Source organism: Streptococcus sp. NSJ-72 (assembly GCF_014334035.1).
GTDB classification, from domain to species: Bacteria; Bacillota; Bacilli; order Lactobacillales; family Streptococcaceae; genus Streptococcus; species Streptococcus constellatus.
Genome location: NZ_CP060489.1, coordinates 1,090,950 through 1,117,652, shown reverse-complemented (window position 1 = coordinate 1,117,652; position 26,703 = coordinate 1,090,950). Strand labels below are relative to the sequence as shown.

Genomic DNA, 26,703 nt, shown 5'->3' with positions numbered 1-26,703 from the left:
AACCTCCTACATCACGATTGTACCAGTCTCAAAAACTGGACCGTCTTCACAAACCCGCTTATTGACTGCTTGATCCTCGCCAGCAACATGAAGTACACAAGCATAACAAGCCCCCATTCCACACGCCATTCGTGATTCCATAGAAATGTAAGCTCGCGGATGACTGCAAAATGTTTCATTCACATATCTGAGCATACCAGGAGCTCCACAAGCATATACCGCAGTAAAATCTTCTGATAACTCATTCACAATGGAGGAAACATAGCCTTTGCGACCATAAGAACCATCATCCGTTGTTATCAGGACACGACTGTATTTTTTCATTTCTTCTTCCAAAATGACAACTGCTTTTGTTGCAAATCCAAGAACTGAAGTGACCTTCACTCCCTTGCTATGTAATTCTTTTGCCACTTGTAGCAAGGGGGGGACACCAATCCCACCTCCTATAATTAGAGCTGTATCTGCAATACCTAAATCAGATAAATCAAAACCATTTCCCTGAGGCCCCATGACGTCTAACTGAAAACCTTTTTCCAGCCGAGAGAAGAGTTCTGTACCTGCTCCCTCTATCCTGTAAATAATCCGACAGATTTTCCGTTTTCTGTTAATCTCTGAAATCGAAATAGGACGACGTAGAAGCTTTGTATCATCTGGAACTCGGATATGCAGAAATTGTCCAACCTGCATCTGGCCAACCATTTCTCCTAGTAAATCCATAGCAAAAATTCGTGGAGCAATTTTCTCTTGGTGCACAATAGTCATCTTTTCCAACATGATTTTTCCGAGTCTCTTCTTGCATGAGCTGCTTGTCATTTCTACCTCATTTCTTTATTAAAAAAGACCTTGCATATACACAAGGCCTCACGAAAATAAAGAGTCGGTTTTCTCACTCTTCCTTCACCCGAAACCTTGGAAGCCTCGCTGGACTTTCTTAAAGGTTAAATTTAATCTATTTTACAACTTCAAATGTGTTTTGTCAATTCCAATATGATAAAATAAGCTTATGAGAATTCAACAATTGCACTATATTATTAAAATCGTCGAGACTGGCAGCATGAACGAGGCTGCCAAGCAACTCTTTATTACCCAGCCTAGTCTGTCCAATGCAGTGCGCGATTTGGAAAATGAAATGGGCATTGAGATTTTCATCCGCAATCCCAAAGGTATTACTCTGACCAAAGACGGTATGGAATTTCTCTCCTATGCTCGTCAAGTGGTAGAACAGACTCAGTTATTAGAAGAACGTTACAAAAATCCAGTTGCCAATCGAGAGCTTTTCAGCGTCTCTTCTCAACACTACGCCTTTGTAGTCAATGCTTTCGTTTCTCTGCTCAAAAAAAGTGATATGGAAAAGTATGAGCTTTTCTTGCGCGAAACACGAACTTGGGAAATCATTGATGATGTCAAAAATTTCCGCAGCGAGATTGGCGTACTGTTTCTCAACAGCTACAACCGCGATGTCCTCTCTAAAATGCTAGATGATAATCACTTGCTTGCCACACATCTCTTTACTGCCCAGCCACATATTTTTGTTAGCAAGAGCAATCCTCTAGCAAAGAAGAAACTGATCCAATTATCAGATTTGGAAGATTTTCCTTACCTCAGCTACGATCAAGGAACCCACAATTCCTTTTACTTTTCAGAAGAAATCCTATCGCAAGAACACCATAAAAAGTCCATCGTCGTCAGCGACCGAGCAACTCTTTTTAATCTTTTGATTGGTCTTGATGGCTACACTATTGCAACTGGTATTCTAAATAGCAATCTCAATGGTGACAATATTGTTTCTATTCCGCTAGATATTGATGACCCTATTGAGCTGGTTTATATTAAACATGAAAAAGCTAGCTTATCTAAAATGGGGGATAAATTCATTGAGTATCTGTTGAATGAAGTTCAATTTGATAAATGAATCATCAAAATAGGTTCCATAATTCCTAAAGTAGTTTTACCCACTACAGAAATTACAGAGCCAAATAAGATAGCTGCTTAAAATTCATTCCATTTCCTCCTGTACTTACTTGATTTTATTATATCGTGAAATAGCAATAGCAGGAAAAAACGTTGAAAGGCTGTAATGTGCAAACATTACAGCCTTTCTTAAAAAATGAGCAAAATACTACTCAATAACTACTTCCATATATTTTGCTTGCCCGAAAAAAGAGACCGGACCTAAGCTCAGTCTCCTAATTATGCTAATACTATTGTTATATTTCTTCTGCAACCAATTCTTCTCCTAATAGTGAGTAACGTTCTGCTTTTAAATTCTTAATCGTCCACAAGGCAGCAAAGCTAATCAAATAAAGGCTTGCTAGGAAAATCATGACCATTGAAACGCTCGAGATATCTAAAATTTTCCCAATAATCACAGATGAAAATCCTCCAATTGCTCGGCCAACATTTAAGATGACATTATTAGCCGTGGAGCGAATATGAGCTGGATACAATCTCGTAATCATCGCACCATAACCCGCAAACATTCCATTTACAAAGAAACCAACAATCGCACCGCCGATAATCATGGCAGGCATTGAATTGGCAAATTGGAAGAGGTAAACACACATGGAGGATGCTAGAAGAAAGATTGAATAAACGAATCTCGGTCCCCATTTATCAAGGATTTGACCGAAGGTGAGCATTCCCAGACACATCCCTAAAATCGTTGAAACCATCCAAAGTGAGGAATCTTTTACAGAAATATGCAAACTTGTCTGGATAATGGTCGGAAGCCAGTTCATCATACCAAAATAACCAGCAATTTGTACCGTCGTCATAACCATAAGCGCTACTGTCTGAGCCGTTAGAGATGGTGTTTTAAATAATTCACTCATTTTAACAGACTGGCGTCCTTCTGCTTTTAATGTCACATTGCCATTATCTCGGATATGATCATCATCAATCGCTAGCATCATCCACAAAACCAAAGCAATAGGAGCAAGCCCAAAGAGGAAAAGACCTTTCCAGCCAAGTGCCGGTGCCAACCAACCTGCTAAAAGCGCTGAAGTAATAGAACCGATTTGCCCTGCAATTCCATTCAGAGATGAAATGCGCCCCATTTTTCCAATAGGAACAATACCTGCCATAATCGCGATGGCAACTCCATACTCTCCACCAACGCCTATCCCAGCGATAAAACGCATGAGATATAGATAATAAATATTTTGTGTAAAGTAAATCAACCCTGTTGCTAATGAAAAAATAACAATCGTCCACTTGAAAACTTTAAACTTGTGATAGCGATCTGCCAGTATACCAAAGAGCAGGCCTCCAACCAACATTCCTAGATTGGTAATTGTTGCAATCCAGCCTCCTTGCGCTCCAGTAACACCTAATTCTGAAATAATAGATGACATCGAAAAAGCTAAGAACATGACGTTTAAATCGTCCGTTCCTGATGCAACAATCGCAGCAACCAGTGCTCGCTTATTATTTTTGTCTAAAGACATGCACATCCTCCTTAATTGTAGCTCACAGACTACATTTATTAATTGAATACAGCCTATAAATCAAAAAGCTCAGGAAATCCCGAGTCAAAAGTTTACAGTAAAATAGCAGATTAGCGCACTAATCCATTTTAATGATTACTTTTATGCCTCACAGGACATGATTAAAGTTGTATTTAATTGCATTAAGTATAAAATAGATTGAAAGATTTGTCAAGAGATTTTAGGCAATAGTTTTTACGCATTCTCTATTCTCTCCACTGAAAGTTCTAAAATGAGGTTAGCTACTCAAAAAGTATTAAAAAACATCTCAGGTAATTGTTAAGAAAGTACTGAGACTTTACACCGAAAAGCACATGTTTGAGGAGGGCAAAAAGATATTTGATGGAATATTGCGATAAAACAGTCTAAAAGCACTCAATTCTCTAAAAAGAGAACGAAGCTGTACTGACCCCCAAAAGTTGATATTGCCATTAAACCACTAATTTTTTTGGTTCCTCTTAGTTTGTTTGTCTATAAGGCGTTCTTGGATTAACGACACAACTTCATCATTGGTTGGCAAGTCAGAGTGTTGTGCATCTTCTCCTGTGACGGTAGTTTCTGTATAGTGAGCTGCTTGTCCCTGATAGATATACTTACCAGCACTTACACTTGTATCAGGAACTAATTCATCCGAATCATAAGTAATAGTCCCTGCTACGGAGTACATCGCTAAGGTCCTAGGAATATTTTTACGATTCTTAATAAAGTCAGCTAACATTTCTGTTTTGTTATTAATATTTGTTTCAGTAAAATTATAAGGCGTTCCGATTGTCATTAACTTTTTTAGATTCACATCATAATCTCCAAGATAATTCTCGATAAATGCTGTATAAATCAAACCGCCATTAGAATGCCCCAATCCTTTAAAATTATTGAAATTATATTTTCCTTGCAAGTCCTCAAACGCAGTATTAACCATTTTAGCTTGCTTTTTGATATTACTATAACCATCTTTATTATTTTCAAATCCAATAACAATAATCGGTTCATTGTCATTAGCAGCAATCGAACCACTATAAGTAATCCGTCCATCGTTCCATACTTTCACTTTAAGTAAACTATGCTTAACCTCACGACGTCTTTGATTTAGTTTTTGAACCAAACTATCGAATCGATTTTCTGTAGCAGAACTTCCCGGTATCATAATGATTGGCGACAAACGAGCATTATAAAATTTAGCAATTTCATCGATATTTTTTCTTGTCCAACTATAAGAGGGGACTGCTAAAACAATGAGGAAAATTAAAACCGTTAGCAAAACAAGTTTTACTTGTTTAGTCATGCTTACCTCCTTTTGGATCTACTTGACGAAGTTCATCATGAATCTGATCATTAAATGTAACAAATGCAAGATATATCATAACATCAATGATAAAAATGAAAATACCAACTGCTAGAGCTCGCAAACTTCCTCCTGTCCCAATGAAAGCATATAGTACACTCGGTGCTCCGCTAGGAACCGGATACACAGCTGGTGGCATTAGTCTGAAATAAAGAAAAATACTGGCTATAAAGACATTTATCATGGGTACAAGAATAAAAGGAATCAAAAAAAGAAAGTTGAAAAATATAGGAATGCCAACCATGAAGGCAGCGCCATGATTAAAAAGAGAAGGGAAAATACTTTTCAAACTAACATCACGATCTTTGTCGCTACGAGATTTCCATAAAATAGCAACTAAGAGTGCTAATCCTCCACCAAGTCCTGCAAAGATACCATAGGCATCATAAAGATTTGTTGAGGAAAAGGGATAAGGAATTCCTCTCGTCGTATGTTGTTTTAAAGCATAATTAAGATTATCTAATGCAAACGAATCATTGACAAAAGGAATATTGTTAAAGAGATTGCTATTTCCAATCCAAGCACTAAAAGTCCGTAAGGCAGTGTTCATTTCAATCACGAAGATATTATTTCGATTAACAATTAAGTTTGAGAAAAAATTAGAAATGGTCGAAAATACATTATAACGATTACCTAGGAACAGAAAGAAACTGTAAATAAGTGCTAGAGACAAAGAAGAAAGAATGGGACGAACTGTTTTTGGACGATAAACAAAATATTTATCCACGATTTGATCATCACTTGGACTCGAAAAGCGAAAGATTTGCCCTACTATATAACCCATCAATATGGCAACTATTAAATTGATATTGACAGGAAGGCTAATTCTCATCAAGGCACCATCTTTTAAAAGTACGGAGAATAACTTTCGCGAATGAATTAACAAGCTAAAAATAAAAGCAGTAATTCCTGCCGTTCCTGTGCTACGTCCATAGTGACCAGCCGTATATTTCGCGCTAAAATAAGTCGCTAACGGGCCCGACAGCCCACCTATCAAAGCAGTACAGTTTGTCAAAACCAATCCAATTGTCGAAAAATACGGAAACCAAGAGCGAACGCTGAATAGGTTGTTAATATAACCATTTACTGAAAAAATAGACTCTGACAAAACCATTGTTATCGTTGTCAGCAAGAAAAAAGGAAATAGTGATACCAAGGTTTTTTGCATAATTTTAATAAAACTATTCCGTCGAAAAGCAATCATCTTTTTCAGTAAATATTGATTTACAAATTTTTTTCTACCTAATTTATTGAAGATCATAGCTTGATTGTAGCATAGTTGAGACGACAATTCAATTAGACTAAGTAAAAATAACATGCTAAATATTTTGACGAATAACCATAGCAAATATTCAATAGTTTGTAAGTTAAATCTAAAAAAGCTCAGATAAAAATCCAAGCCTTAAAACATTTAAACTTACCCTAATTTTCTTGTAAGATATTTCTGTGATTGTGCGGAAAGAGCACTGATAATCGTACCCACAGCCCCAGCACCTGTGAACAATAATAGCAAACCAAGATTTGTCCAATAAGAGATATGTACTTCATTGCCATTTAAGATATAATTTGTCAGATAAGTAAAAGCGGTAAAAACATCTGCTCTTTCTGCTTTTGCAAGCTGAATTGCATAGTCAAATTGGTGCGCAACCAACATCATGATAAGCATAAAAACAACACTAATCGCGATACCAACTTTAGACAACTTTTTACCTAACAATTCGTACCCTTTTACTGTACAAACTCCCATGACAATTCCTGAGACAACAGCTACATAACCAAGTTGAGCAATCACTAAGGTAACAATTCCCCCTATCAAGCTTCCCAGAAATGCCCCTACTGTACCTGCTAGGATACTTTCTTTTTGATGATCATAAGCTTGATTGGCGATAGACAAATCCGAACTTAATTCCTGAAAGGCTTCTGGTGAAAGAAGCAACAAATTTCCTCCTACCTGATAAACATCCACTTGTCCTGCTTTTCCTGTCTGCTCGCACACATTTGTAAAATTTCTTTCTTTCAAAAAAGAGATAATATCTTGTAAACCCTGACGAATATGCTCACGTGTTTTTCCTTTGGTCATACCTACTTTAATATCAAAGCTTGATTTATACAAATTAACTTGATAGGTTTTCAATGCCTTAGAAGACTTCGTCAACTCTTTAAATTCTTCCAAAGAAGGCAACGTTTCGCCATTTTTTACCGAACAACAAATACGGTATTGATTTTTTTGATTCATTTGTTCAATATAGAAAGTATAACCATCTTTCTGTCCAAAAATAACGGTTGATGTTTCATCAAACTGCAATCCCAACTCATCCGCAAGTGCCTGCAAATCAAGTTTATTCATAATTACACCCCTTTATATATTCTAATTTTATTATAGCATAATTTTAAATAATTAGACAAGAGGAAATTAGTTGTAGAAATATAAAAAGAGTTGCACTAATGTTAACCTGCACCCCCAATCGTTAAAGTTTCTGTCCAACTTTTTGGGATGCAGGTCATGTCAACTCTTTACCTTTTCTTATTTTTCTACTCGAACGCCTTTGCAATCAACCTGAAGTTCAAAAACTTGTCCTTTAAATTGTTGCTCTTCTATCTTCTCTTTTAGTGTATTCGAGCGCTCTTTTGGTACTAGAATCATCACAGTAGGTCCTGCTCCTGATAGATAAGTCGCATACGCACCATTTTCTTTTGCCATCATCTTGATTTTGGGAAATTCCTTAATCAAGCCTTGGCGAAAGTGCTCATGGAAACGATCGGACTCAATAGCTTGTCCCGCTACTACCATGTCTCCCTTCATTAAAGCAGCAATTGCCACATTTGCTATCGAGCTTGCAGCAACAGCTTCTTGATAAGATAACTCTTTTGGAAGAACGCCACGGCTATCTTTTGTGCGCAATTCATAATTTGGGATGTAGGCAATAAGGCTTACTTCTGGAAATTTCGTCACAACTGTTGAAACTTCTCCGTTTACATAACTAGAAATCGTCAAATTACCATAAATAGCAGGTGCCACATTATCTGGGTGTCCTTCAATTTTGGCCGCAAGATTTAACTTTTCCGTATTTGATAACTGTAAATTCACTAATTGATTGGCTAGTTCAATCCCTGCAACAATAACAGAACTAGAAGATCCCAAACCACGCGCCAAAGGGATGTCAGTCGTCATTTTTAAATGATGAGGTCGGATGGCTGGAGCAATTCGACGCGCTACTTTAATCAACAAATTCCGTTCATTTGAAGGAATGCGCCGCCCTAAATCGTGCTCAATAATCCACTGATCACTTTTTCCTAAAACTTCAATGATCAGATATTTACTGACAGCTACACCAACCGAATCAAATCCCGGTCCAATATTAGCACTCGTTGCAGGTACAATAATCTTCATTTTATTCTCCTAATACTTTGAACGTATTCAATAATTTAAAACCAGAAGTTGCCTGCAACTTTCGAGTGACATTTTCTAGTTGTGTTTTGTTGACAGCATGGGTAATAATCACAACGTGTGCAGTATTTCCGTCTGTTCCTTGCTGTAAGATTTGCTGCAAGGAAACATCCTCAGTATTAAAAATTTCTGCCAAACGTAAAACTTGACCTTTCGAATCCGGTGTCAATATTGAAAAGTAGTAAGAACTCTTAACATCTTCTGGTTTTGCAAGGACTCGTTCACGTTGAAACTCATTAAAAGCTTTTCCAACAGTTCTCTCGTTGATCCGGCGAACAATCCGAATGATATCTGCAACAACACTTGTTGCTGTAGGTTTTTGTCCAGCACCTGGACCATAATACATCGACTCACCAATCCCGATAGATTCCACAAAGACTGCGTTCATCACACCATTCACACTAGCAAGAGGATGAGATTTTGGTAAAAAAGTCGGTGTGACTTCTGCAGCAAGACCTGATTTTGTTTCTTCAATAGAACCAACTAATTTGACAACATAGCCTAATTGCTGCGCAACTGTTACATCCTCTGGTGTAATCTTGCGAATGCCTTGATGAGCAACATCTTCAAATTTAACTGTCATGCCAAAGGCGAATTGACTCAAAATAGTCATTTTATAAGCAGCATCAATGCCATCGACATCATTAGTTGGATCACTTTCTGCAAATCCAAGTTGTTGCGCTTCAGATAACGCTGCTTCATAAGACCAACCTTCTTCTAGCATTTTAGTCAGCATGAAGTTAGACGTCCCATTGACCACACCGAGAAGACGCGTAATTTTATCAGATGCTAAAGAATTAACAAGTGTGCGTAAAATCGGAATCCCTCCTGCTACCGCTGCTTCATAGTAAAGAGCCACCTTATTTTTATTAGCAATTTCAAGCAACTCCGTACCATGAACTGCTAACAAATCTTTATTTGCGGTAACAACATGCTTACCCGCCTCTAATGCACGTGTAATAAAGTTTTTTGCTGGTTCGATACGCCCCATCAACTCAACAACAATACTTACTTCCTTATCATTTAAAATTTCGTCAATTGTCGTAACAAAATTAAAATGATTCCCAGCTGCTAACAAGCGCTCTTTTTCAGCAATATCTTTCACCAATACTTTCGTGATTTCAATTTCTGAATGAGCTGCTTGCACAATCTTCTCATTATTTTCTTTTAATAAAAATGGAACACCACTAGCAACTGTTCCAAAACCAAGTAAAGCAATTTTAATAGACATAGGCACTCCTTGCGATTTTTATGTTTTTCATTATAGCAAATAAACTTATTTTTTTCTACTGAGCAAATTCTTATATTTTTTATAAAAATAATAAATTATTCTTTAAAATTTTATAAACTGACGCTAAGAATTATGATACAATAAAATTAGTGATTTAATAATCAAAGGAGTTCTACAATGGGAAAACATTCTGGTAATCGTTCTGCACGAAATCGTATTCGTAAAAGGAGACAACGGCGCACTATTATTAGTCTCATCTTATTGGTCATTCTAGTAATCGCAGGGACATTCATGTGGAAACACTCTGGAGTAAACCTCGCTAATAACCAAACAAAATCTGCTGATTCAACAGTAAATAAATCTTCTTCCTCACAATCAACAGCTAAAAAGACAATGGACTCTAGTCACAAAAAGACTAAAATCAAATGGGTGAAACAGGATCAACCGGTTAAATTTCCTATTCTGATGTATCATGCGATTCATAATATGGATCCTTCTGAAGCAGCAAATGCAGGTTTAATTGTCTCACCAGAAACATTTGAAAGTCATTTAAAAGCCTTAAAAGATGCTGGTTATTATACTCTTACTCCAGAAGAAGCATATAAAGTTTTGACTGAAAATGTCCTTCCGGAAAATAAAAAAGTCGTTTGGTTGACTTTCGATGATAGTCTGAGGGATTTCTATACAAACGCCTTTCCATTGCTTCAAAAATATCAAATGAAAGCAACAAACAATGTCATTACTGGCTTTGTCGAAAATGGGCGCGAAGATATGCTAACTCTGCAGCAAATCAGAGAAATGAAAAAAAAGGGAATGTCTTTTGAAGATCATACGGTTAACCATCCAGATTTATCCCTTGCAAGTACAGAGACACAAACGACAGAATTACAATCTTCCAAACAATACCTAGACAATAACCTTTCACAAAATACGACAACGGTTGCATATCCTTCAGGGCGTTATACTCAAACAACGACACAGATTGCTGAAAGCCTTGGTTATAAAATGGGATTGACAACCAACAACGGACTGGCTTCTCTTAATGACGGACTTTTGACCCTCAACCGTATTCGCGTCAATCCAACAACAACTGCACAAGATTTATTGAATGAAATTGCTACAAACTGAAAAATAGGACTTAGCTCAAAAACGAGCAAGTCCTATTCTTTTTTCTTTTGTGCTAATTTCTCACGCTCCAAACGAAACTTTCGGTTCGGATTGAGTTTGTTAAAAAGTTTTTCGAGCTTTTCTTCATTCCAGACATCTGCTGCAGAAACAAAATTACCATTTTCATCACGAAAGGATATCGGTTTATCACCCACAGTATCACTCCTTTCTAATCCACAAATTCAAATTCAAAGTTGCCGATACGAACCAGATCCCCATCTTTTGCGCCACGAGCTCGCAAGGCTTCATCTACACCCATACCACGCAATTGACGGGCAAATTTCATGACTGCTTCCTCACGATCAAAGTTCGTCATAACAAAAAGTTTTTCTAATTTATCACCTGAAAGTACCCAAGCTGCATCGTCATCACGTGAGATGTCAAAGGCAGGAGCATCCTCATCAAAGCCATAATAAGCTTCCTCTTCCATTTCAGACTCATCATAAAGTAAAAATTCAGGAGTTTTATCTAGTAATTCTGCAGTCGCATCTAACAGCATTGATAATCCTTGTTTGGTCAAACTTGAAATTGGGAAAATCTGTGGCAGTTCATCAAATTCATCATAATTTTCTGCTAATTTTTTCTTAAATGTCTTCAAATTTTCTGCACTATTAGGCATGTCCATTTTATTAGCGACAATAATCTGCGGACGCTCCATCAAACGAAGATTGTACGATTCCAATTCCTTATTAATTGCAAGATAATCTTCGTAAGGATTACGCCCTTCACTAGCTGACATATCAATGACGTGCAAGATGACACGCGTTCGTTCAATATGGCGAAGAAACTGTGTCCCCAATCCTACTCCTTGACTTGCACCTTCAATCAATCCAGGCAAATCTGCCACAGCAAATGATTCACCAGATTGCGTTCGAACCATTCCAAGATTAGGTACAATTGTCGTGAAATGATACGCTCCAATTTTCGGTTTAGCGGATGTGATAACACTTAGCAGAGTTGATTTCCCAACAGACGGGAAGCCAACTAAACCAACATCTGCTAGAATTTTTAATTCCAACTGTAGCTCACGTTCTTGACCTGGTTCACCATTTTCAGAAATTTCTGGTGCTGGGTTTTTAGGTGTTGCAAAGCGGATATTGCCGCGACCGCCGCGACCGCCGTGCGCTACGATAAATTTTTGACCATTTTCAATCAAATCTGTTAGGATTTTTCCTGTTTCGGCGTCACGAACCGTCGTCCCTTGCGGCACATGAACAATCAAATCTTCCGCACCACGACCGTGCATTCCCTTGGTCATTCCTTTCTCACCAGACTGAGCTTTAAAATGACGATTATAACGAAAATCCATCAGGGTACGAAGCCCTTCATCTACGACAAAAATGACGTTGCCGCCACGACCGCCATCGCCACCCCAAGGACCGCCATTGGGGACATACTTTTCACGGCGAAATGCTACCATACCATCACCGCCATTTCCAGCTTTGACTTTAATCTTAGCTGTATCTAAAAACATACTCATATTTTTCTCTTTTCTCGATTTTCACTTTAAAAAAACACTCTTTCAAGCGTTCGAGGACTAGAAATTACTCAGAGCACCAAGCGCACTTGCAAAGATCGCTCCAACAGTTACCAACAACATGATAACAACTACAATCAAAGTCAATTTTTCGAATCCTGTTTTTTTCCGTTGTCCATTATCACCAAAAGCCACAATATTACCTCTATGTATTTAATTTGTTCTCTTAATTGTAACATGAAGGTGAGAGTTTTTCAAATACTAGCTGAAAAGAATGCATTTCAATTGCAAATTTCCGCAAAGAAAAATCCAGCAAACTTCCTACTGGATTTTGGTATCAAACATTCTAACTATCAGGATTGTCAAAGACTGTTTTCAAGTTGTTTCTATCATCATCTTAACATAAGGCAACTCACTCTAAATTTTTATATTTTATCATAAAATGAGCTTTATGAGCATTATTTTACAAGACCTATAGACTCAATGAAGCGCATAAAAGCCGCTTGCCCCTCTTTTGTTCGCTTGTAAACACCCGCATCTTCCAAGACGCGTTTAAAAATCCGACCGACTGAAGCGCGCACGATTGTTTGCGCCGATTCTAGTGTTGCATCTGGATGATGAGCTTTTAACTGGTCAGCCCATGCCTGATGATAAGGAGCCACTTCTTCTCTTTGTCCCAAAAGAAATTCTTCAACTTCTTTTAATTCATTTTTCAAACGAGGTGGAAGAATCGCTAAGCCCATGACCTCAATCAAACCAATGTTTTCTTTCTTGATATGCTGAACATCTTGATGAGGATGATAAATACCGTCCGGATGCTCTTTGGATGTTTGATTATCTCGAAGAACCAAATCTAATTCAAACTTGCCCTTTTTTCGCCGAGCAATAGGAGTAATAGTGTGATGTTGCTCACCATTTGACTCAGCTAAAATCTGAACAGTCGGATCAGAGTATGCACGCCATTTCTGTAAAATCGTATCCGACAACTCTATCAATGCAGCTTTATCAGTTGATTTCAACCGCAAAACCGACATAGGCCAGTTGACAATACCAGCCTCTACGGTTTCAAATCCTACAAAGGTGAAAACTTTGTCCAGATTTGCTTTTTCCATAGGAAAAGTATGCCTTCCCCCTTGATAATGATCATGTGTGAGAATAGATCCTCCCACGATAGGAAGGTCAGCATTAGAACCTGCAAAATAGCTCGGAAAAATTTCTACAATGTCCAAAAGGCGCTCAAAAGTAACACGACTGATAGTCATAGGAGTATGCTTGCTATCTAAAAAAATGCAATGCTCATTAAAATAAGCATAGGGCGAATACTGAAAGCCCCATTCTTGTCCGACTAAGTCAAAACGGATAATTCTATGATTAGATCGTGCTGGATGATCTAGTCGACCTTGATACCCTTCATTTTCAAAACAAAGCTGACAGGCTGGATAATGGCTCGTTTTGGCCTTCTTAGCTGCTGTAATCTCTTTGGGATCTTTTTCTGGTTTAGAAAGATTGATGGTAATCTCCAAATCGCCATATTCAGTGGCTGTTTGATAGACAATATTTTTAGCAATGGCTTTCAATTTAATATAATCGTTGCACTTGCTGAGCTCATAAAAATTAGCAATGGCCTGCTCAGGAGTTTGTTCGTAGGTCTGCCAAAATTGTTGATTTAGCTGACTAGGAGCTGGGGTGACTAAATCCATCAACTTTGCCCCAAGAATATCCTGTTCTGCATGAGTCGAACCAACATTCCCAGTTGCTAAAGCAATTTTTAGTAAATCATCTTTGAGATCAATTAAACCACTTGCTGATGTTTTCTGTTTCTCAGCCTCTTCCCCAATTAGACCCATGACACGATTTATCAAATAGGTTCGATCCATTTCTGTAAAAGAACTATTTGCTATGACTTCTGTTACAAAGTCATCTAGTAAATTTCCTGCCATTGTTTTTCCTTTCTTTCATAGAAAAGGCTGAAACTCTCATCGGCCTCTCTTTGCTATTACGTAACACATTTACTTAATCCAATAGACAGCTACCGCCGGCTACTTCTGCGATGTAAAAGCTAGGGGCATAGCCGACAACTTCTTGATACTTGTGATCGACATTTTCTTTGAAAGATTCCACCGCATCCCTACGAACTAAAGCAATGGCACAACCACCGAAGCCAGCTCCAGTCATTCGAGCCCCCAGAACACCTTCTTGCTCCCAGGCCGTGTGAACCAACGTATCCAACTCCAAACCAGTCACCTCATAGTTATGCTCTAACGAAACATGAGAAGCATTCATCAGACGACCAAACTTGTCAAGATCGCCTGCCTGCAAAGCTGCCCGCGCTTGCAAAGTACGTTGATTTTCCAAGACGGCATGACGAGCCCGTTTGAGACGATTTTCGTCCTCTATCAGATAGCTATACTCGTCAAAGGACCACTCATCCAACTCGCCTAAGGTTGCGATAGACAGCTTACGGTTAAGTTCTTCAACAGCTTTTTCACACTCAGCACGGCGTTCATTATATTTGGAATCTGCTAGTTCACGGCGCTTATTTGTATTCATGATAACAACCATATTATCCTTAAGTTCAAGAGGTACTAAGTCATATTCAAGTGTATTGGTATCTAGATAAATCGCTCGTTGATCTGCTCCCATGCCAATAGCAAACTGATCCATGATTCCTGAATTCACACCAATAAATTCATTTTCCGTTTGTTTACCGATTTTTACTAAATCTAAGCGTTCCAATCTTAAATCAAACAGTTTCTCTATAATAATTCCTGTCAATAGTTCCAATGAAGCTGACGAAGAGAGACCTGAACCATTTGGAATATTCCCAGAGACATAGATATCCATTCCTTTATCAATGACATGCCCTGCCTTTTGTAAGAAATGAAGTACCCCTTTTGGATAATTTGTCCAATTATGCGTTTTTTCAAAACGAAGATTTTCTAAAGGCACCTCAATAATCCCTTGGTCTTCAAAGTTCGCAGAATAAAAACGAAGTGTCTTATCGTCACGTTTGCGCGCCGCTCCGTAAGTTCCTAGTGAAATAGCCGCAGGAAAGACGTGACCACCATTGTAGTCTGTATGTTCACCAATTAGGTTAATGCGGCCTGGTGAAAAAAATGTGTGCTCTGCTTCTGCTCCAAAAACTGTTGCAAAATCTGAACGCAATTGTTGAATAGACATAGTAGTTGACATAAGAGATCTCCTTTTTGTATAGTTTTGTAACCGTTTTAGTATCTTTATTATAAAACATCATTAGTAAAACTTCAAGTATTTTAGTAAATTTTTACCAAATTTAATTACTGATATTTAAAGGTCTTTAAAGATAAAATTCGATAACAAAAGCTTCTAGGTTTTTACTAAATATTTTTTGTATTTTACTAATTTTTAAGGTATAATATACTTATTCGTTAGAGAGAATAGGAAAAATAATGGCAACCATTAAAGATATAGCAAAAATAGCTGGTGTCTCTCCAGCAACTGTGTCACGCGTTTTAAATCATGACAAATCCATGTCTGTCAGCGATGAGACGCGCCAAAAAATATTTGACATTGCAGAAGAACTACAATATAAAAAAATAAAACGAGGAAGCAATCGCAATTCCCACAACCATAGAATTGCGATTGTGGAATGGTACACAGAAGAGGAGGAATTAGATGACCTCTACTATTATGCCATCCGTATTGGAGTAGAGAAAAAAGCTCAAGAATTGGCCTATGATGTTATGCGCTTTTTCAATAATGAAGAATTAAATCATCTCGATCAAGTTGACGGCATCATCGCGATTGGAAAATTTAGCACCCCAAAAATTAAAGAACTAGAACTCTACACAGATAAACTTGTCTTTATTGATAGCAATACGCTAGCCTATGGACATAGCTGCGTCACGACAGACTTTGAAAATTCTGTTATAGCTGTTCTTAATCACTTTTTAGAAAAGCAACACCAACAAATTGGATTGCTGATTGGTCAAGAACAAACTTCTGACAAAACCACTACTCTATCCGATCCACGCTTGCTAGCATTTAAAAATTACCTAACTAAAAAACAACTCTATCAAGAAAAATATGTCAAAATAGGAAACTTTTCATCTGAATCAGGTTATTATATGATGAAAGAATTGATTGAAAATTTAGGCAAACAACTTCCGACTGCATTTTTCATAGCAAGTGATGCTTTAGCTGTGGGTGCACTTCGAGCACTGCAAGAAGCAGATATTCCTGTGCCAGATCGTGTTAATGTAATTGCTTTTAATGATACGTCTATTGCCAAGTACGTCTATCCACCACTCAGCACGGTTACTGTCTTTACAGAGGAAATGGGCAGACAAGGCCTACAACTGCTGCATGAGAAATTTCAACATAGTGAACCATCTATTCCACGCATGATTACTCTCGCTACCAAACTAACCCTAAGAAAGAGCAGCTTATAGACATGAAAACATACGAAATTTTATTTGACATTCTTAGTCAAGAGTCTGACTATGTCAGTGGTGAAAAATTAGCACAAAAGTTAGGGATTTCACGTACTTCTATCTGGAAAGCTATTCAGCGTTTGGAAAAAGAAGGGATTCGTATTGAATCCATAAAAAATAAAGGTTATAAACTCATCTCTGGTGACTTGCTGATTACTAAAAAAATAGAAGAAGCTGCTCCCATCCACGTTTCATTCAATCCAAACTGCCAATCCACTCAGTTAGATGCCAAAGCTGGTATTGAAGCTGGTAAGCCTGCCAATACGCTCTATCTTGCTTCTTCTCAGACAGCTGGTCGTGGACGCTTTGGCAGAAGTTATTTTGCTCCAGAACAAGGAGGAATTTATATGACGCTTCACTTGAAGCCCAATCTGCCTTTTCCACAAATTCCCGCCTACACTGTCTTGATTGCTGGAGCCATTTACAAGGCCATCAAAGATCTCACTTTAATGGAGATGGAAATTAAATGGGTGAATGACATTTATTACAAAGGCAAGAAAATAGCCGGCATTTTAACTGAAGCTATTACTTCTGTCGAAACCGGCTTAGTCACTGATGTGATTATTGGAGTGGGTATCAATTTCGCAATCTCTAATTTTCCTAAAGAGTTAAAAAATAAAGCTAACTCTCTCTTCCACGAAAAGCAACCTATCACGCGCAATGAACTCATTGCTGAAATTTGGAAAGATTTTTATGATTGTGATCCAGACGAGCTGATTTACCTTTACAAACAGCATTCTCTTATCTTAGGTCGGACAATCACTTTTTGCCAGAATGACAAAGAATACAAAGGAGTTGCCAAGGAAATATCAGATACCGGGCAGCTATTGATCCAATTAGATACCGGACAAGAATTGTGGCTAAACAGCGGTGAAGTTTCTTTAACAAGTTGGTAAATAAAAGAAGGAGAAGGTTGAGTAACCATCAACTTTCTCCTTCTTTTTTCAACACAAAATCAATTCCTTTTATTCTACCATGTGCAGATTTTTTAAATCAAACAGAAGAAAAAAGGTCAAGGAATTTTGCCTCAACCTTTCTTTTTATTTTTTTCGTTTGATATGTTTATCGATTTCGTCTACTATTTTTCCCATGACGTAGCTCACTTGTAAATTGCGAATGACTAGAAATGCCCAAAAAACAGCAAATAAATAGTGTCCTGACATCATTGCTTCGTTAAAAAAATAGGTTTCAATTGCTGTGAAAAAAGCTGTTGTAAGAAATTGTTGTCTTGTCATAATTCTATTATAGCATGAAAAAATAGAAAAATCTAAATTCAGTCCTCTTGAATGCTAATTTTTTCTGCTAAGAAAGCAAAACCTTCTGGAATGATGATTTCCTTTGTCTCGTCTGTTGGATTGACATTTTCTCCACGCGCCTTAGCGGAAAATTCAGCCCGAATCTCTGTCCAGTCGGTCATCGAAATAGCTAAGATATCCGGAGAAAATCCAGCCACATTGCTGAGTAAATTCCCAAACATTGTATTGAGATTTTCCCGTTTCATGGTTTGTTCTGCATTAAAGCTCGACTCAAATGCAAGAATTGCATGGTTTTCATTAGCCGCAACAGGTTGAGAACCAACTAAAAGTGCCTTATCTGCACCAGCTAAACTTTCAATAATTTCTCCCCAAGCATTTTGCAACTTAGTTAAATTACTCCGAGCCAGACTAGGATTTTCAACTGCCTCTTGCAGAATCGCATTTACTTTATGACGATCTACTCGGTATCCTTTGCTTGTTTTGGCTGATTGTGTTCCCTGTACCGGATTGCTAGGTGCAGAACTTGACTGTAAACTTGCCAATTGACCCTTAAGCTGGCTAATTTCATCTTTTAGTGTTTCTATCTCGCTTACTAGATTGGATGGTAATTCTGCTTTTTCTTGCCCTTCTGCCAGTCGAATGGTCATCATTTCTGTGTAGATCTTGGGTTGCAAGCTATTCTTAATTTCCGAAAGGCTTTTCGTTGCAATCTCAATCAAGTCGAACAATCTCTCCTGTGGTGTATTGAGATTACCTAAAAAGATTTCACTTATATGGGTATTTTCACCACCCGTTTTAACAATGAGCAAATCTCTAAGATATTGTAACAGGTCAGTGACAAAACGAGCCATATTTTTGCCACTATCAAAAATCACATCAAGGTTTTCTAATGCTGCTGATGTATCATGCGTCAACACAGCTGTCACATAAGCATCCAGTGCACCTAGACTAATAGAGCCAGTAATTTCTTCTGAAATAGCCGTTGTCAGCTGATTGTCTTGGGTTAGGCTGAGAGCTTGATCTAAGATAGATAGAGCGTCTCGCATACCGCCTTCTGCTCGTCTGGCGATAACCTGCACCGCATCATTTTCAAATCCAATATTTTCCTGCTGCAAAATCCATTCAATATGAGCAACAATATCCTTGGTCTTAATTGACTTGAACTCAAAGCGTTGCACCCGTGACAAAATAGTAGCTGGTATCTTGTGCAATTCTGTCGTTGCTAAGATAAAGACCACGTTTTCTGTCGGTTCTTCCAAAGTCTTAAGAAGAGCGTTAAAAGCTCCAGTTGAGAGCATATGAACCTCGTCAATGATATAAACCTTGTGCTTAGCTAAACTAGGAGCATAAGTAGATTTGTCTCGAATATCTCGGATTTCATCCACACCATTATTGGAAGCCGCATCAATCTCAATAACATCCTCTAGGCTTCCTTCTGTTATAGCTTGACAAATATAGCACTCATTACAAGGTTCACCATTCTTTTGATGAGGGCAATTCATAGCTTTGGCAAAAATCTTGGCTACGCTGGTCTTTCCTGTTCCTCTAGGACCTGAAAAGAGATAAGCATGGCTGATTTTATCCTGTTCAACTGCCTGCCGTAAAGTTGTTGCTACAACTTTCTGCCCAACTAACTGACCGAAAGTTTGACTTCTGTATTTCCGATATAAAGCTTGATACATTAGGCTTTGTCTCCAAACATCTCAAAATTCCAATTTGTTTTCTCTAGCAAGGCGGCTACAAAATTTTCTAAATATTCCCGATCAATCTCATCATAGTCCCCCAGCAGATGAGAATCCAAATCTAAAACTCCTACTAAGCGACCATCCTTTACCATAGGCACCACAATCTCACTACGTGCCCTGCTATCACAAGAAATGTAGTTACCATACTGAGTAACATCTTCAACGATCACCGTCTGCCGTTTGGCGGCAGCTTCTCCGCAGACTCCTTTTCCTAGCGCAATGTGCACACAGGATACACCACCTTGAAAAGGTCCTAAAACCAACTCATTTCCGTCATAAAGATAAAAGCCGGTAAAAACGGAATGTGGCAAGGTTTGATTTAGCAAAGCAGAGCTGTTTGACAGATTAGCTAAAGCATTGCTTTCACCCTCAAGTAATGCTTCAAGCTGTGCTAAAAGTAATTGATAATTTGAAATTTTTTCTGATTGATTCATACTCTCTATTATACCAAAAAAAACAGCCTCGTGACTGTTTTTTCGCAAATGGACAAGTACTATCTCCTATTTCCCTTTCAGATACATAAAAATATCATCCCAATTGTTCTTTACTAGCTGCTGGTGATAGACTTTAGAAGCAGTTGAATGTTTCACTTTCTGCCAAAGAATAGCTGCAACTTTAAGTTTTTGTTGAAAAGCAGCATTATTTTTATCAGCACAGAAATCTTTGACAAATTGATTCCATTGACAGCTGGTATTGTCATACTTAGCGTAAGTTGATTGACCTTGATAAATTGCTAACATATCTCGCAGTGTAAACTCGACATCCTTTTCTGCTTTTACCTTCCGCCAAGCTGCCGCCATGTCCGCTGTAAACTTGAATGAACTAACACCTGTCTGCTGGGCGAAAAACTCCCGAAAGCGGGTATTAAAGGCAAAATCACAGGATAACAAGGGCGTGTCTAAAGTAAGCTCTATACCTTGCTTTTTCTTGGTTTTTAAAGGAACTTTCTTCTGAACAACATTCCCTGCAAAATACTGTTTGATTTCCTCTTCTAGCTCTGTTTTGATACCTGAATACTCCAATCCCAATTGTTTACAAATATCTGCTAATTCTGTACGATACCAATAATAGTGTGAAAACTCTTGATAGGTTTTCATCGTTGTAAAATCTGGTCTATCTTTCATTGTGTGTATCCCTTTTTTCTTTCTCTATGACCTATTATACCACCAGTAAAGTAATTCCTCAAAAATGATAGATTTGTCAATTTATAGAAGATCGTCCGACCCTCGGATGGAGCGAACCACTTTTAGTTGAAACAAGCTGACCCTCGGACGGAATGAATCGCTTTTAATTTATCCTAGCTGCCCAGCGGACACGATAAAATCTCCCTCTATAAACATAGAATAAGCAAAAGAGCTGAAAAACAAGTTTTCAACTCTTGAGGGGTGCATATTAAGAAACCACTTCAGCTGTGAGGATATTGACAACTTTTGTTGTACCTGAAGCATCTGTAAAGCTAACTGTTTTATTGGCTGGTTGATAGCTGAGATTTTCTAAGCTAACATTATATTTGAAAGCAATTTTAATCAGTTTCTTTTTAAATTCTTGTACTGATAAACCGTAGCTTTTTGCTCTTGCTTCTTCTGCCGCTTCTTCAGGATCAACAGTTGGCTGCTCTTCTGTTTCCTCAGATTTTTCCTTTTGAGCATCCGATTCTTTATTTGCAGACTTGTCTGCGTTCTCTTTTGGCTCTTCATTTGGTGCATAGTTCTTTCCGTTATCTGATTGATTTTTCTTACCATGCTGACTAGAATTACCAAAACCATTGTCAGAATGCGGACGGTCTTCTGGATGAGTGACGTAATATTTCACGGTCGCAAGGAAATCTTCCATGCTGTAGCCGTCAGGTGCTTTGTAAAGTCCTTGATCAAACCAAGAAAGAGAGACATTATGATAATGGTCATGATGCGGAATAATCAATTGACCATTTTTATAATCAACGACATAAGCTGTATTATATGGCATTACCTCAACAGGTACCTTTTTAGCCGGTGTCACACGCTCATAGATTGCTTGTGCAGTCTCTTTTTGAGGTTGTTTTGGATCCGTACTTGGCTTCTCCTCTTTCTTTTTCGGAGTTTTCGTTTTCAGATACTCTTCCGTCGCTTTACGCTCAGATTCTGACAAATCATTCTTAGGAATATAGTGGCTGTGTGTCATGTGTGGAGCAGTATAGCCATCTCCTTCATCTTTAATCACATCATGTGGATCAAAGATATAGCCGTCTGATGTTGCATAACGACCTGCAGCTTTAGCTAATGCTACTTCATCAGCCGTATAAACAATTTGCGAATTTGCTTTGCCTGCGCGGTCAGGGTGCTGTACCTCACTTGACAATTTCAAAACCTTATCCAATAAGGCAAGCTTATCCACATTCGGATTGGCAGCCTGTTGCATGAGGTTTTCAACCATTGCCAGTTGTGCTTTATCCCCTTTGCTTTCAAGCGTTTGACGAATTGGTGTTAAGACTTTCTTGAAAGCAGCAACGATTTCAGCATTTTTCTTTGTCAGTCCCGCTTGTGTTTCCGGATCAACCGCCTTGACGATTTCAGACAACAAATCTTTCACTTTTTGAAGCACTGTTGCTTTTTCTTCTGTTCCAAGAGTGAAGCCAGATTTGATACCAGCGAGTTGCTCTTCAAAGTTTGCCTTTTGACTAGCATTTGTCACCTTACTCATCAAACTTTCAGCCTTATTGATAAAGGTTTGAATCTGTTCATCCGTCACTTCTGTCTCAGATGGTTCTTCTTTTGGCTTTTCAGGCTCTTTGCTTGGCTCAGTTTGCTTGCCACCATTAGGTTTGTTTGGCTGTGTTTGGTCCTTGCCCGTATCTTGGTTCGGTTTACTTGGGTTTGTCTGTTGATTACTTTGACCAGCTAGCTTTTTCGCTTCTGAATAGTCCGTACCAGGAACAATCATCCGCGAAATTTTTTCTTCTAGTGGCGACATTTGACTATAGTAAATGAAATGATAATGATTACCATGTGGCACTGCCACCCCACTAGAAGATTTTTTAGTAATCTGTGCCGGGTCAAATATCAAACCATCAGATTCCACATGACGTTGGTTTAACGGCATCAAGTACAGTTGTTTTAACAGATTGATGATTTCTTGATGAGCAGATGGAGTATTCTGATGACTTGGTTGTGATGGCTGCGCATGATGATTATTGCCCTGATGGGTCTGTGTTCCCGGCGTTGATGGTTGGTAATGGATGGAAGGTAGTGTAGTTCCGCCATTTGATGGTCTTGATGGCGTTGGACTTGGACTCGGAGTTGATGTCGTACCGCCAGATTTGTGTTTGTTGTCCCAATAGCTCTGAGCAGCAGCTAACTCACTAGGAGACAAATCTTTCTTTGGAATATAATGGAAATGATTACCATGCGGTACGATGAAGCCATCTCCAGTATCTTCTATCACATCTGTCGGATTGAAGACATAGCCGTCATCCGTCGTATAACGACCTTGCGCACGAGCTTCTTTGACAGCTGTTGTTACAGCACCACCTTTCGCTCCCTTATGGCCTTTGCCGCTATACTCTGCCCTTTGGCGAGCAATTTCTTCTTTTGTACGAACATTACTGGTATGATTTGGATCTTTCAAGTAAAGGTAATATTTCCCATTTACCTTGATAATGTAGCCATCTTTCACTTCGTTGATAATATCAGACTGCTGCAAGGTATAGTTTGGATCCCGCATAATCAGCTCTTCACTGATAATCGCATCATAAGGGACTTTCCCATTATAATAATGATAATGATCACCGTGAGAAGTTACGTAACCTTGGTCTGTAATTTTGACAACAATCTGTTCCGCATTGATTCCTTCTTTTGCGCTCACTTCATCAGGCGACAAATTCTCTGCTTGCTTGCCCTTGTTTGCTTTAGATTTTCCATTTACATAAGCAACACGGTTATTTTCCTTGCTAGATACTGTCTGATGACGCCCCAGCTCATAGCTACACAAACTTAGGACAACAACTGCAACAGAACCGATAAGATATTTTTTCTTCATGATTCTCCTCATTTTTTCAATTCTTTTGCCAATGTCGCTAGATTGGCTTCTAGATTTTCAAGATAAGTATGATTATTTTGCGGATCAGCTTCCAAAGGGTTTAATTGTTTTAGTTTAACGCCTGTAGATTTGACCAAAGTTTTCGCAACTTTTGATGAAGCATTACTTTCCACAAAAATGGTTTTAACTTTATAAGTTTTGACAAATTCTTCAATTTCCGTCAATTGGCGCGGACTTGGTTCCTGCTCTGGAGAAATCCCGGCAATCCCCAACTGCCTCAATCCAAATCGCTTCGCCAAATAAGAAAAGGCAGTATGCTGAGTCACAAATGTTTTTTGCCTTGCAGCTTTGAAAATCGGTTGATATTTTTTAGTCAATTCTTTTGCCTTACCTGCCAGCTCTTTCGCGTTTTTTTGATAGGTTTCTTTATTTTTACTATCAATCTTCGAAAGTTTATCAGCGATAATCTGTGCTTCTTCTGCCACTTTTTCTGGGTCTAACCACGTGTGTGGATCGTAAAGAGTCTTTTCATCCACTCCTTCACCAGCAGCTACATCTTCTAATCCCGGCACACGCTCCAGCTTCATCCCTTCTGAAGCTTCAAGTACCTTCACTTTAGATTTTTTCAAACTCGGATCTAAACTTCCAGCCCAAGATTCTAACGTATGAGAATGATAAACAAAGACATCTGCATCATAGATAGCTGCTACATCGTTGGCTGATGGTTCAAAGGAATGAATACCGCTACTTGATTGAATCATCCGAACATCGTTTAAATCGCCTGATACTTCTTTGACCATGGCATAAATCGGGTAAAAACTTGTTACAATTTTCAGACCTTTACTCTGTTTTTTTGGACTTGTTCCACACGCTGTCAACAACAAAGTCAATCCTACCACAAAAATAGAAAATAGATATTTCTTTAATTTCATAAACTACTCCTTAACCAGTTTATTAACCGGTTAATATGATACCACGATAGAAATTAACTGTCAAGAATTTTTTATCTATTTTTTTAACAATAAGAAAAAGCCCTCTAAATTAGAAAACTTTTAATCTTTTATATCATTGCTCTTTTCTCTATGAATCTCTTCTAGCATTCCTTCTTCTTCGGCTGTTAATTCATATTTTTCTAATAAATCTGGACGACGTTCATAAGTCTTTTTCAGACTCTCATACAGACGCCATTTTCGAATATTTTCATGATGACCGCTCATCAAAATATCTGGCACAACCATTCCACGAAAATCATAAGGGCGCGTATATTGAGGATATTCTAAAAGACCTGATGAAAAACTGTCATCAGTATGACTAACTTCCTTACCAAGAACTTCAGGAATCAGTCGTACCGTCGCATCAATCATCGTCATAGCAGCCAACTCTCCACCGGTCAAAACATAATCTCCAAGAGAAACCTCGTCTGTCACCAAACTCTTAATCCGCTCATCATAACCTTCATAATGCCCGCAGATAAAGATTAATTCTTCTTCTTGAGAAAGTTCTTCCGCATAGGCTTGATTAAATGTTCGACCAGCAGGATCCAACAAAACGACTCGTGGCTGATTTTTTTCAATCGCATCATAAGCATCAAAAATTGGTTGCGCTCTGAGCAGCATTCCCTGACCGCCCCCATAAGGCTCGTCATCAACGTGTCTCGATTTCTCTGCATTTTCTCGAAAATTATGATAGTGAATCTCTAGTAATCCTTTTTCGCGTGCCTTGCCAACTATTGAATGCTCTAAAGGGGCAAACATCTCCGGAAATAGGGTCAAAATATCAATCTTCATCGTCCAGTCCTTCCGGAATTTCCACATCTACTCGACTATTTTCAAGATCAATATTCAATACAGCAGGTGGAATATAAGGCAACAGTAAATCACGCTTGCCTTTGCGCTTTACCACCCAGACATCATTAGCACCGGGCTGCAAAATTTCTTTAATTGTTCCAATCAAAATATCCTGTTCATAAACATTCAAGCCAATAATTTCATGATAGTAAAATTCGCCTTCATCTAAATCCGATAAATCTTCTTCAGCCACTTTCAAAGTAAAATCACGATATTTCTCAATGTCATTGATATGGTACATTCCTTTGAATTTGATAATATCAAAATTTTTCATCTTACGATGACTGGAAATTTCCACATTCGTGACAAAATTATCTTTCTTATCGAAAAGGGCTAACATACTTCCCTTTTTAAAACGTTCCTCTGCAAAATCCGTCACCGATAGTACACGCATTTCACCTTGCAAACCTTGCGTATTCACAATCTTTCCAACATTATAATAGTTCATTTTCTCTCCAAGTACTAGCATTATCTTTTTTATTTTATCATGAATAAAGGGAATTCTCAAGAAAACAAAAACCCCTACTAAGACAAATCTTAATAGGGGATGGAGAGCGATAATTGTCCCTCGCTTTTTATCGCCTCAACAATTAACATCAGACTTTAAAACTTGGCTTTCAAGCTTAACCAACCTGTAAGTAATTATTTTTCTATAATTACTGTTTATCAATTTTTGAACCACGATTTAAATACTAGTTTGAACTATTATTATATTATTTATATCTATCATAATTTGCATCAAACCATTCTAATAAGGCCTGCGCTGTTGTAAATTTAATACTCTGTACCCTTACTTTGCCATCTCTAAGATAAAATAAGCTAGTTTGAGAAACTAAGTAATTCGTTTCTTTACAAATTCTGTAAGCTGAGATTTTCTTAGCACACAGTAATTCGATAATTAGTTCAATCTTTTTTAACATGATATCAACATTTTCCACTTCCAAAACCTCTCCATAACAATGAAAAAACTACTCTTAAAAGGTACCTACTTTTCTTCTTTTAGTAAGAGATAGTTAAATCACTACCTCCTATTTTTATAAAAATGAGTAAGCTGAACAAAAATGTTTTTATCCCACTCACTAAAAAACTATCAATACATAGAGTCATTCTTTTCCATAATTGCCAATCATAGCAGTTAAGATAGTTAAACTAACAGAGGTAAATTTTAAAATTTCCGAGTGACCATTTGAAAATAGAATTTATACTTTTATAATTCTAA

General features: G+C 38.0%; 25 protein-coding genes. 4 read left to right on the top strand and 21 right to left on the bottom strand.

Features of this window, described 5'->3' with window-relative positions; translation table 11 throughout:
• Positions 1 to 6: 6 nt before the first annotated feature.
• A complete protein-coding gene (locus H8787_RS05410; RefSeq protein WP_187327627.1) occupies positions 7 to 813 on the bottom strand; it encodes a dihydroorotate dehydrogenase electron transfer subunit in 807 nt (268 codons plus the stop codon).
• 190 nt (positions 814 to 1,003) lie between these two features.
• On the opposite strand from H8787_RS05410, the gene H8787_RS05405 reads away from it, so the two are divergent.
• A complete protein-coding gene (locus H8787_RS05405; RefSeq protein WP_049476927.1) occupies positions 1,004 to 1,912 on the top strand; it encodes a LysR family transcriptional regulator in 909 nt (302 codons plus the stop codon).
• 295 nt (positions 1,913 to 2,207) lie between these two features.
• Here the strand turns inward: H8787_RS05405 and H8787_RS05400 are convergent, their stop codons facing one another.
• The 6 genes from H8787_RS05400 to H8787_RS05375 form a co-directional block, all read right to left on the bottom strand.
• Positions 2,208 to 3,446 carry an MFS transporter gene (locus H8787_RS05400; RefSeq protein WP_003069430.1) on the bottom strand — a complete coding sequence of 413 codons (1,239 nt, stop codon included), beginning with the start codon at positions 3,444 to 3,446 and terminating at the stop codon, positions 2,208 to 2,210.
• A 478-nt stretch (positions 3,447 to 3,924) separates the two neighbouring features.
• Positions 3,925 to 4,767, bottom strand: a complete 843-nt coding sequence (locus H8787_RS05395; RefSeq protein WP_187327626.1) for an alpha/beta hydrolase — start codon at positions 4,765 to 4,767, stop codon at positions 3,925 to 3,927.
• On the bottom strand, positions 4,760 to 6,088 hold the full coding sequence (locus H8787_RS05390) for a PTS sugar transporter subunit IIC (RefSeq protein WP_187328370.1): 1,329 nt from the start codon (positions 6,086 to 6,088) through the stop codon (positions 4,760 to 4,762). The genes H8787_RS05395 and H8787_RS05390 overlap by 8 nt, the downstream gene beginning before the upstream one ends.
• A 156-nt stretch (positions 6,089 to 6,244) precedes the next feature.
• Complete coding sequence (locus H8787_RS05385; protein ID WP_022526110.1) at positions 6,245 to 7,174, bottom strand: hypothetical protein; 930 nt, start codon at positions 7,172 to 7,174, stop codon at positions 6,245 to 6,247.
• A gap of 177 nt (positions 7,175 to 7,351) precedes the next feature.
• Positions 7,352 to 8,218 carry a homoserine kinase gene (gene thrB, locus H8787_RS05380; RefSeq protein ID WP_187327625.1) on the bottom strand — a complete coding sequence of 289 codons (867 nt, stop codon included), beginning with the start codon at positions 8,216 to 8,218 and terminating at the stop codon, positions 7,352 to 7,354.
• 1 nt (position 8,219) lies between these two features.
• Entirely contained in the window at positions 8,220 to 9,506 is a 1,287-nt protein-coding gene (locus H8787_RS05375; protein WP_187327624.1) for a homoserine dehydrogenase, read from the bottom strand.
• Positions 9,507 to 9,683: 177 nt separating this feature from the next.
• On the opposite strand from H8787_RS05375, the gene H8787_RS05370 reads away from it, so the two are divergent.
• A complete protein-coding gene (locus H8787_RS05370) occupies positions 9,684 to 10,634 on the top strand; it encodes a polysaccharide deacetylase family protein (protein WP_003069439.1) in 951 nt (316 codons plus the stop codon).
• A 32-nt stretch (positions 10,635 to 10,666) separates the two neighbouring features.
• On the opposite strand, the gene H8787_RS05365 is transcribed toward H8787_RS05370, so the two are convergent.
• From H8787_RS05365 to H8787_RS05345, 5 genes are all read right to left on the bottom strand, one after another.
• Positions 10,667 to 10,828, bottom strand: a complete 162-nt coding sequence (locus H8787_RS05365) for a hypothetical protein (RefSeq protein WP_006269581.1) — start codon at positions 10,826 to 10,828, stop codon at positions 10,667 to 10,669.
• A gap of 14 nt (positions 10,829 to 10,842) precedes the next feature.
• A complete protein-coding gene (gene obgE, locus H8787_RS05360; RefSeq protein ID WP_037597156.1) occupies positions 10,843 to 12,153 on the bottom strand; it encodes a GTPase ObgE in 1,311 nt (436 codons plus the stop codon).
• A 57-nt stretch (positions 12,154 to 12,210) separates the two neighbouring features.
• On the bottom strand, positions 12,211 to 12,345 hold the full coding sequence (locus H8787_RS05355) for a DUF4044 domain-containing protein (protein ID WP_003024272.1): 135 nt from the start codon (positions 12,343 to 12,345) through the stop codon (positions 12,211 to 12,213).
• A gap of 263 nt (positions 12,346 to 12,608) precedes the next feature.
• Positions 12,609 to 14,090: a UDP-glucose--hexose-1-phosphate uridylyltransferase gene (gene galT, locus H8787_RS05350; RefSeq protein ID WP_187327623.1), complete on the bottom strand. Its 1,482-nt coding sequence runs from the start codon at positions 14,088 to 14,090 to the stop codon at positions 12,609 to 12,611.
• 73 nt (positions 14,091 to 14,163) lie between these two features.
• The gene (locus H8787_RS05345) at positions 14,164 to 15,342 is read right to left on the bottom strand and encodes a galactokinase (RefSeq protein WP_187327622.1); all 1,179 of its coding nucleotides are present in this window, start codon (positions 15,340 to 15,342) and stop codon (positions 14,164 to 14,166) included.
• Between the two features lie 236 nt (positions 15,343 to 15,578).
• On the opposite strand from H8787_RS05345, the gene H8787_RS05340 reads away from it, so the two are divergent.
• A complete protein-coding gene (locus H8787_RS05340) occupies positions 15,579 to 16,580 on the top strand; it encodes a LacI family DNA-binding transcriptional regulator (protein WP_187327621.1) in 1,002 nt (333 codons plus the stop codon).
• A 2-nt stretch (positions 16,581 to 16,582) separates the two neighbouring features.
• Positions 16,583 to 17,518 carry a bifunctional biotin--[acetyl-CoA-carboxylase] ligase/biotin operon repressor BirA gene (gene birA / locus H8787_RS05335; RefSeq protein ID WP_187327620.1) on the top strand — a complete coding sequence of 312 codons (936 nt, stop codon included), beginning with the start codon at positions 16,583 to 16,585 and terminating at the stop codon, positions 17,516 to 17,518.
• Positions 17,519 to 17,662: 144 nt separating this feature from the next.
• On the opposite strand, the gene H8787_RS05330 is transcribed toward birA, so the two are convergent.
• The 9 genes from H8787_RS05330 to H8787_RS05290 all read right to left on the bottom strand — a co-directional run bounded on the left by H8787_RS05330 (position 17,663) and on the right by H8787_RS05290 (position 26,422).
• A complete protein-coding gene (locus tag H8787_RS05330; protein ID WP_020997743.1) occupies positions 17,663 to 17,857 on the bottom strand; it encodes a DUF3272 family protein in 195 nt (64 codons plus the stop codon).
• Between the two features lie 38 nt (positions 17,858 to 17,895).
• Complete coding sequence (dnaX, locus tag H8787_RS05325) at positions 17,896 to 19,560, bottom strand: DNA polymerase III subunit gamma/tau (protein ID WP_187327619.1); 1,665 nt, start codon at positions 19,558 to 19,560, stop codon at positions 17,896 to 17,898.
• A complete protein-coding gene (locus H8787_RS05320) occupies positions 19,560 to 20,057 on the bottom strand; it encodes a GAF domain-containing protein (protein ID WP_187327618.1) in 498 nt (165 codons plus the stop codon). Before H8787_RS05320 ends, dnaX begins: the two co-directional genes overlap by 1 nt.
• 66 nt (positions 20,058 to 20,123) lie before the next feature.
• On the bottom strand, positions 20,124 to 20,747 hold the full coding sequence (locus H8787_RS05315) for an SAP domain-containing protein (protein WP_187327617.1): 624 nt from the start codon (positions 20,745 to 20,747) through the stop codon (positions 20,124 to 20,126).
• A gap of 268 nt (positions 20,748 to 21,015) precedes the next feature.
• Complete coding sequence (locus H8787_RS05310; protein ID WP_187327616.1) at positions 21,016 to 23,637, bottom strand: pneumococcal-type histidine triad protein; 2,622 nt, start codon at positions 23,635 to 23,637, stop codon at positions 21,016 to 21,018.
• Between the two features lie 8 nt (positions 23,638 to 23,645).
• Entirely contained in the window at positions 23,646 to 24,569 is a 924-nt protein-coding gene (locus H8787_RS05305; protein ID WP_006267085.1) for a metal ABC transporter solute-binding protein, Zn/Mn family, read from the bottom strand.
• A 120-nt stretch (positions 24,570 to 24,689) separates the two neighbouring features.
• Positions 24,690 to 25,424 (bottom strand): tRNA (guanosine(37)-N1)-methyltransferase TrmD, encoded by a 735-nt coding sequence (gene trmD / locus H8787_RS05300; protein WP_115263100.1) that lies wholly within the window; start codon positions 25,422 to 25,424, stop codon positions 24,690 to 24,692.
• Positions 25,414 to 25,932 carry a ribosome maturation factor RimM gene (gene rimM, locus H8787_RS05295; protein ID WP_187327615.1) on the bottom strand — a complete coding sequence of 173 codons (519 nt, stop codon included), beginning with the start codon at positions 25,930 to 25,932 and terminating at the stop codon, positions 25,414 to 25,416. The genes trmD and rimM overlap by 11 nt, the downstream gene beginning before the upstream one ends.
• A gap of 265 nt (positions 25,933 to 26,197) precedes the next feature.
• The gene (locus tag H8787_RS05290) at positions 26,198 to 26,422 is read right to left on the bottom strand and encodes a hypothetical protein (protein WP_262350669.1); all 225 of its coding nucleotides are present in this window, start codon (positions 26,420 to 26,422) and stop codon (positions 26,198 to 26,200) included.
• Positions 26,423 to 26,703: the final 281 nt, after the last annotated feature.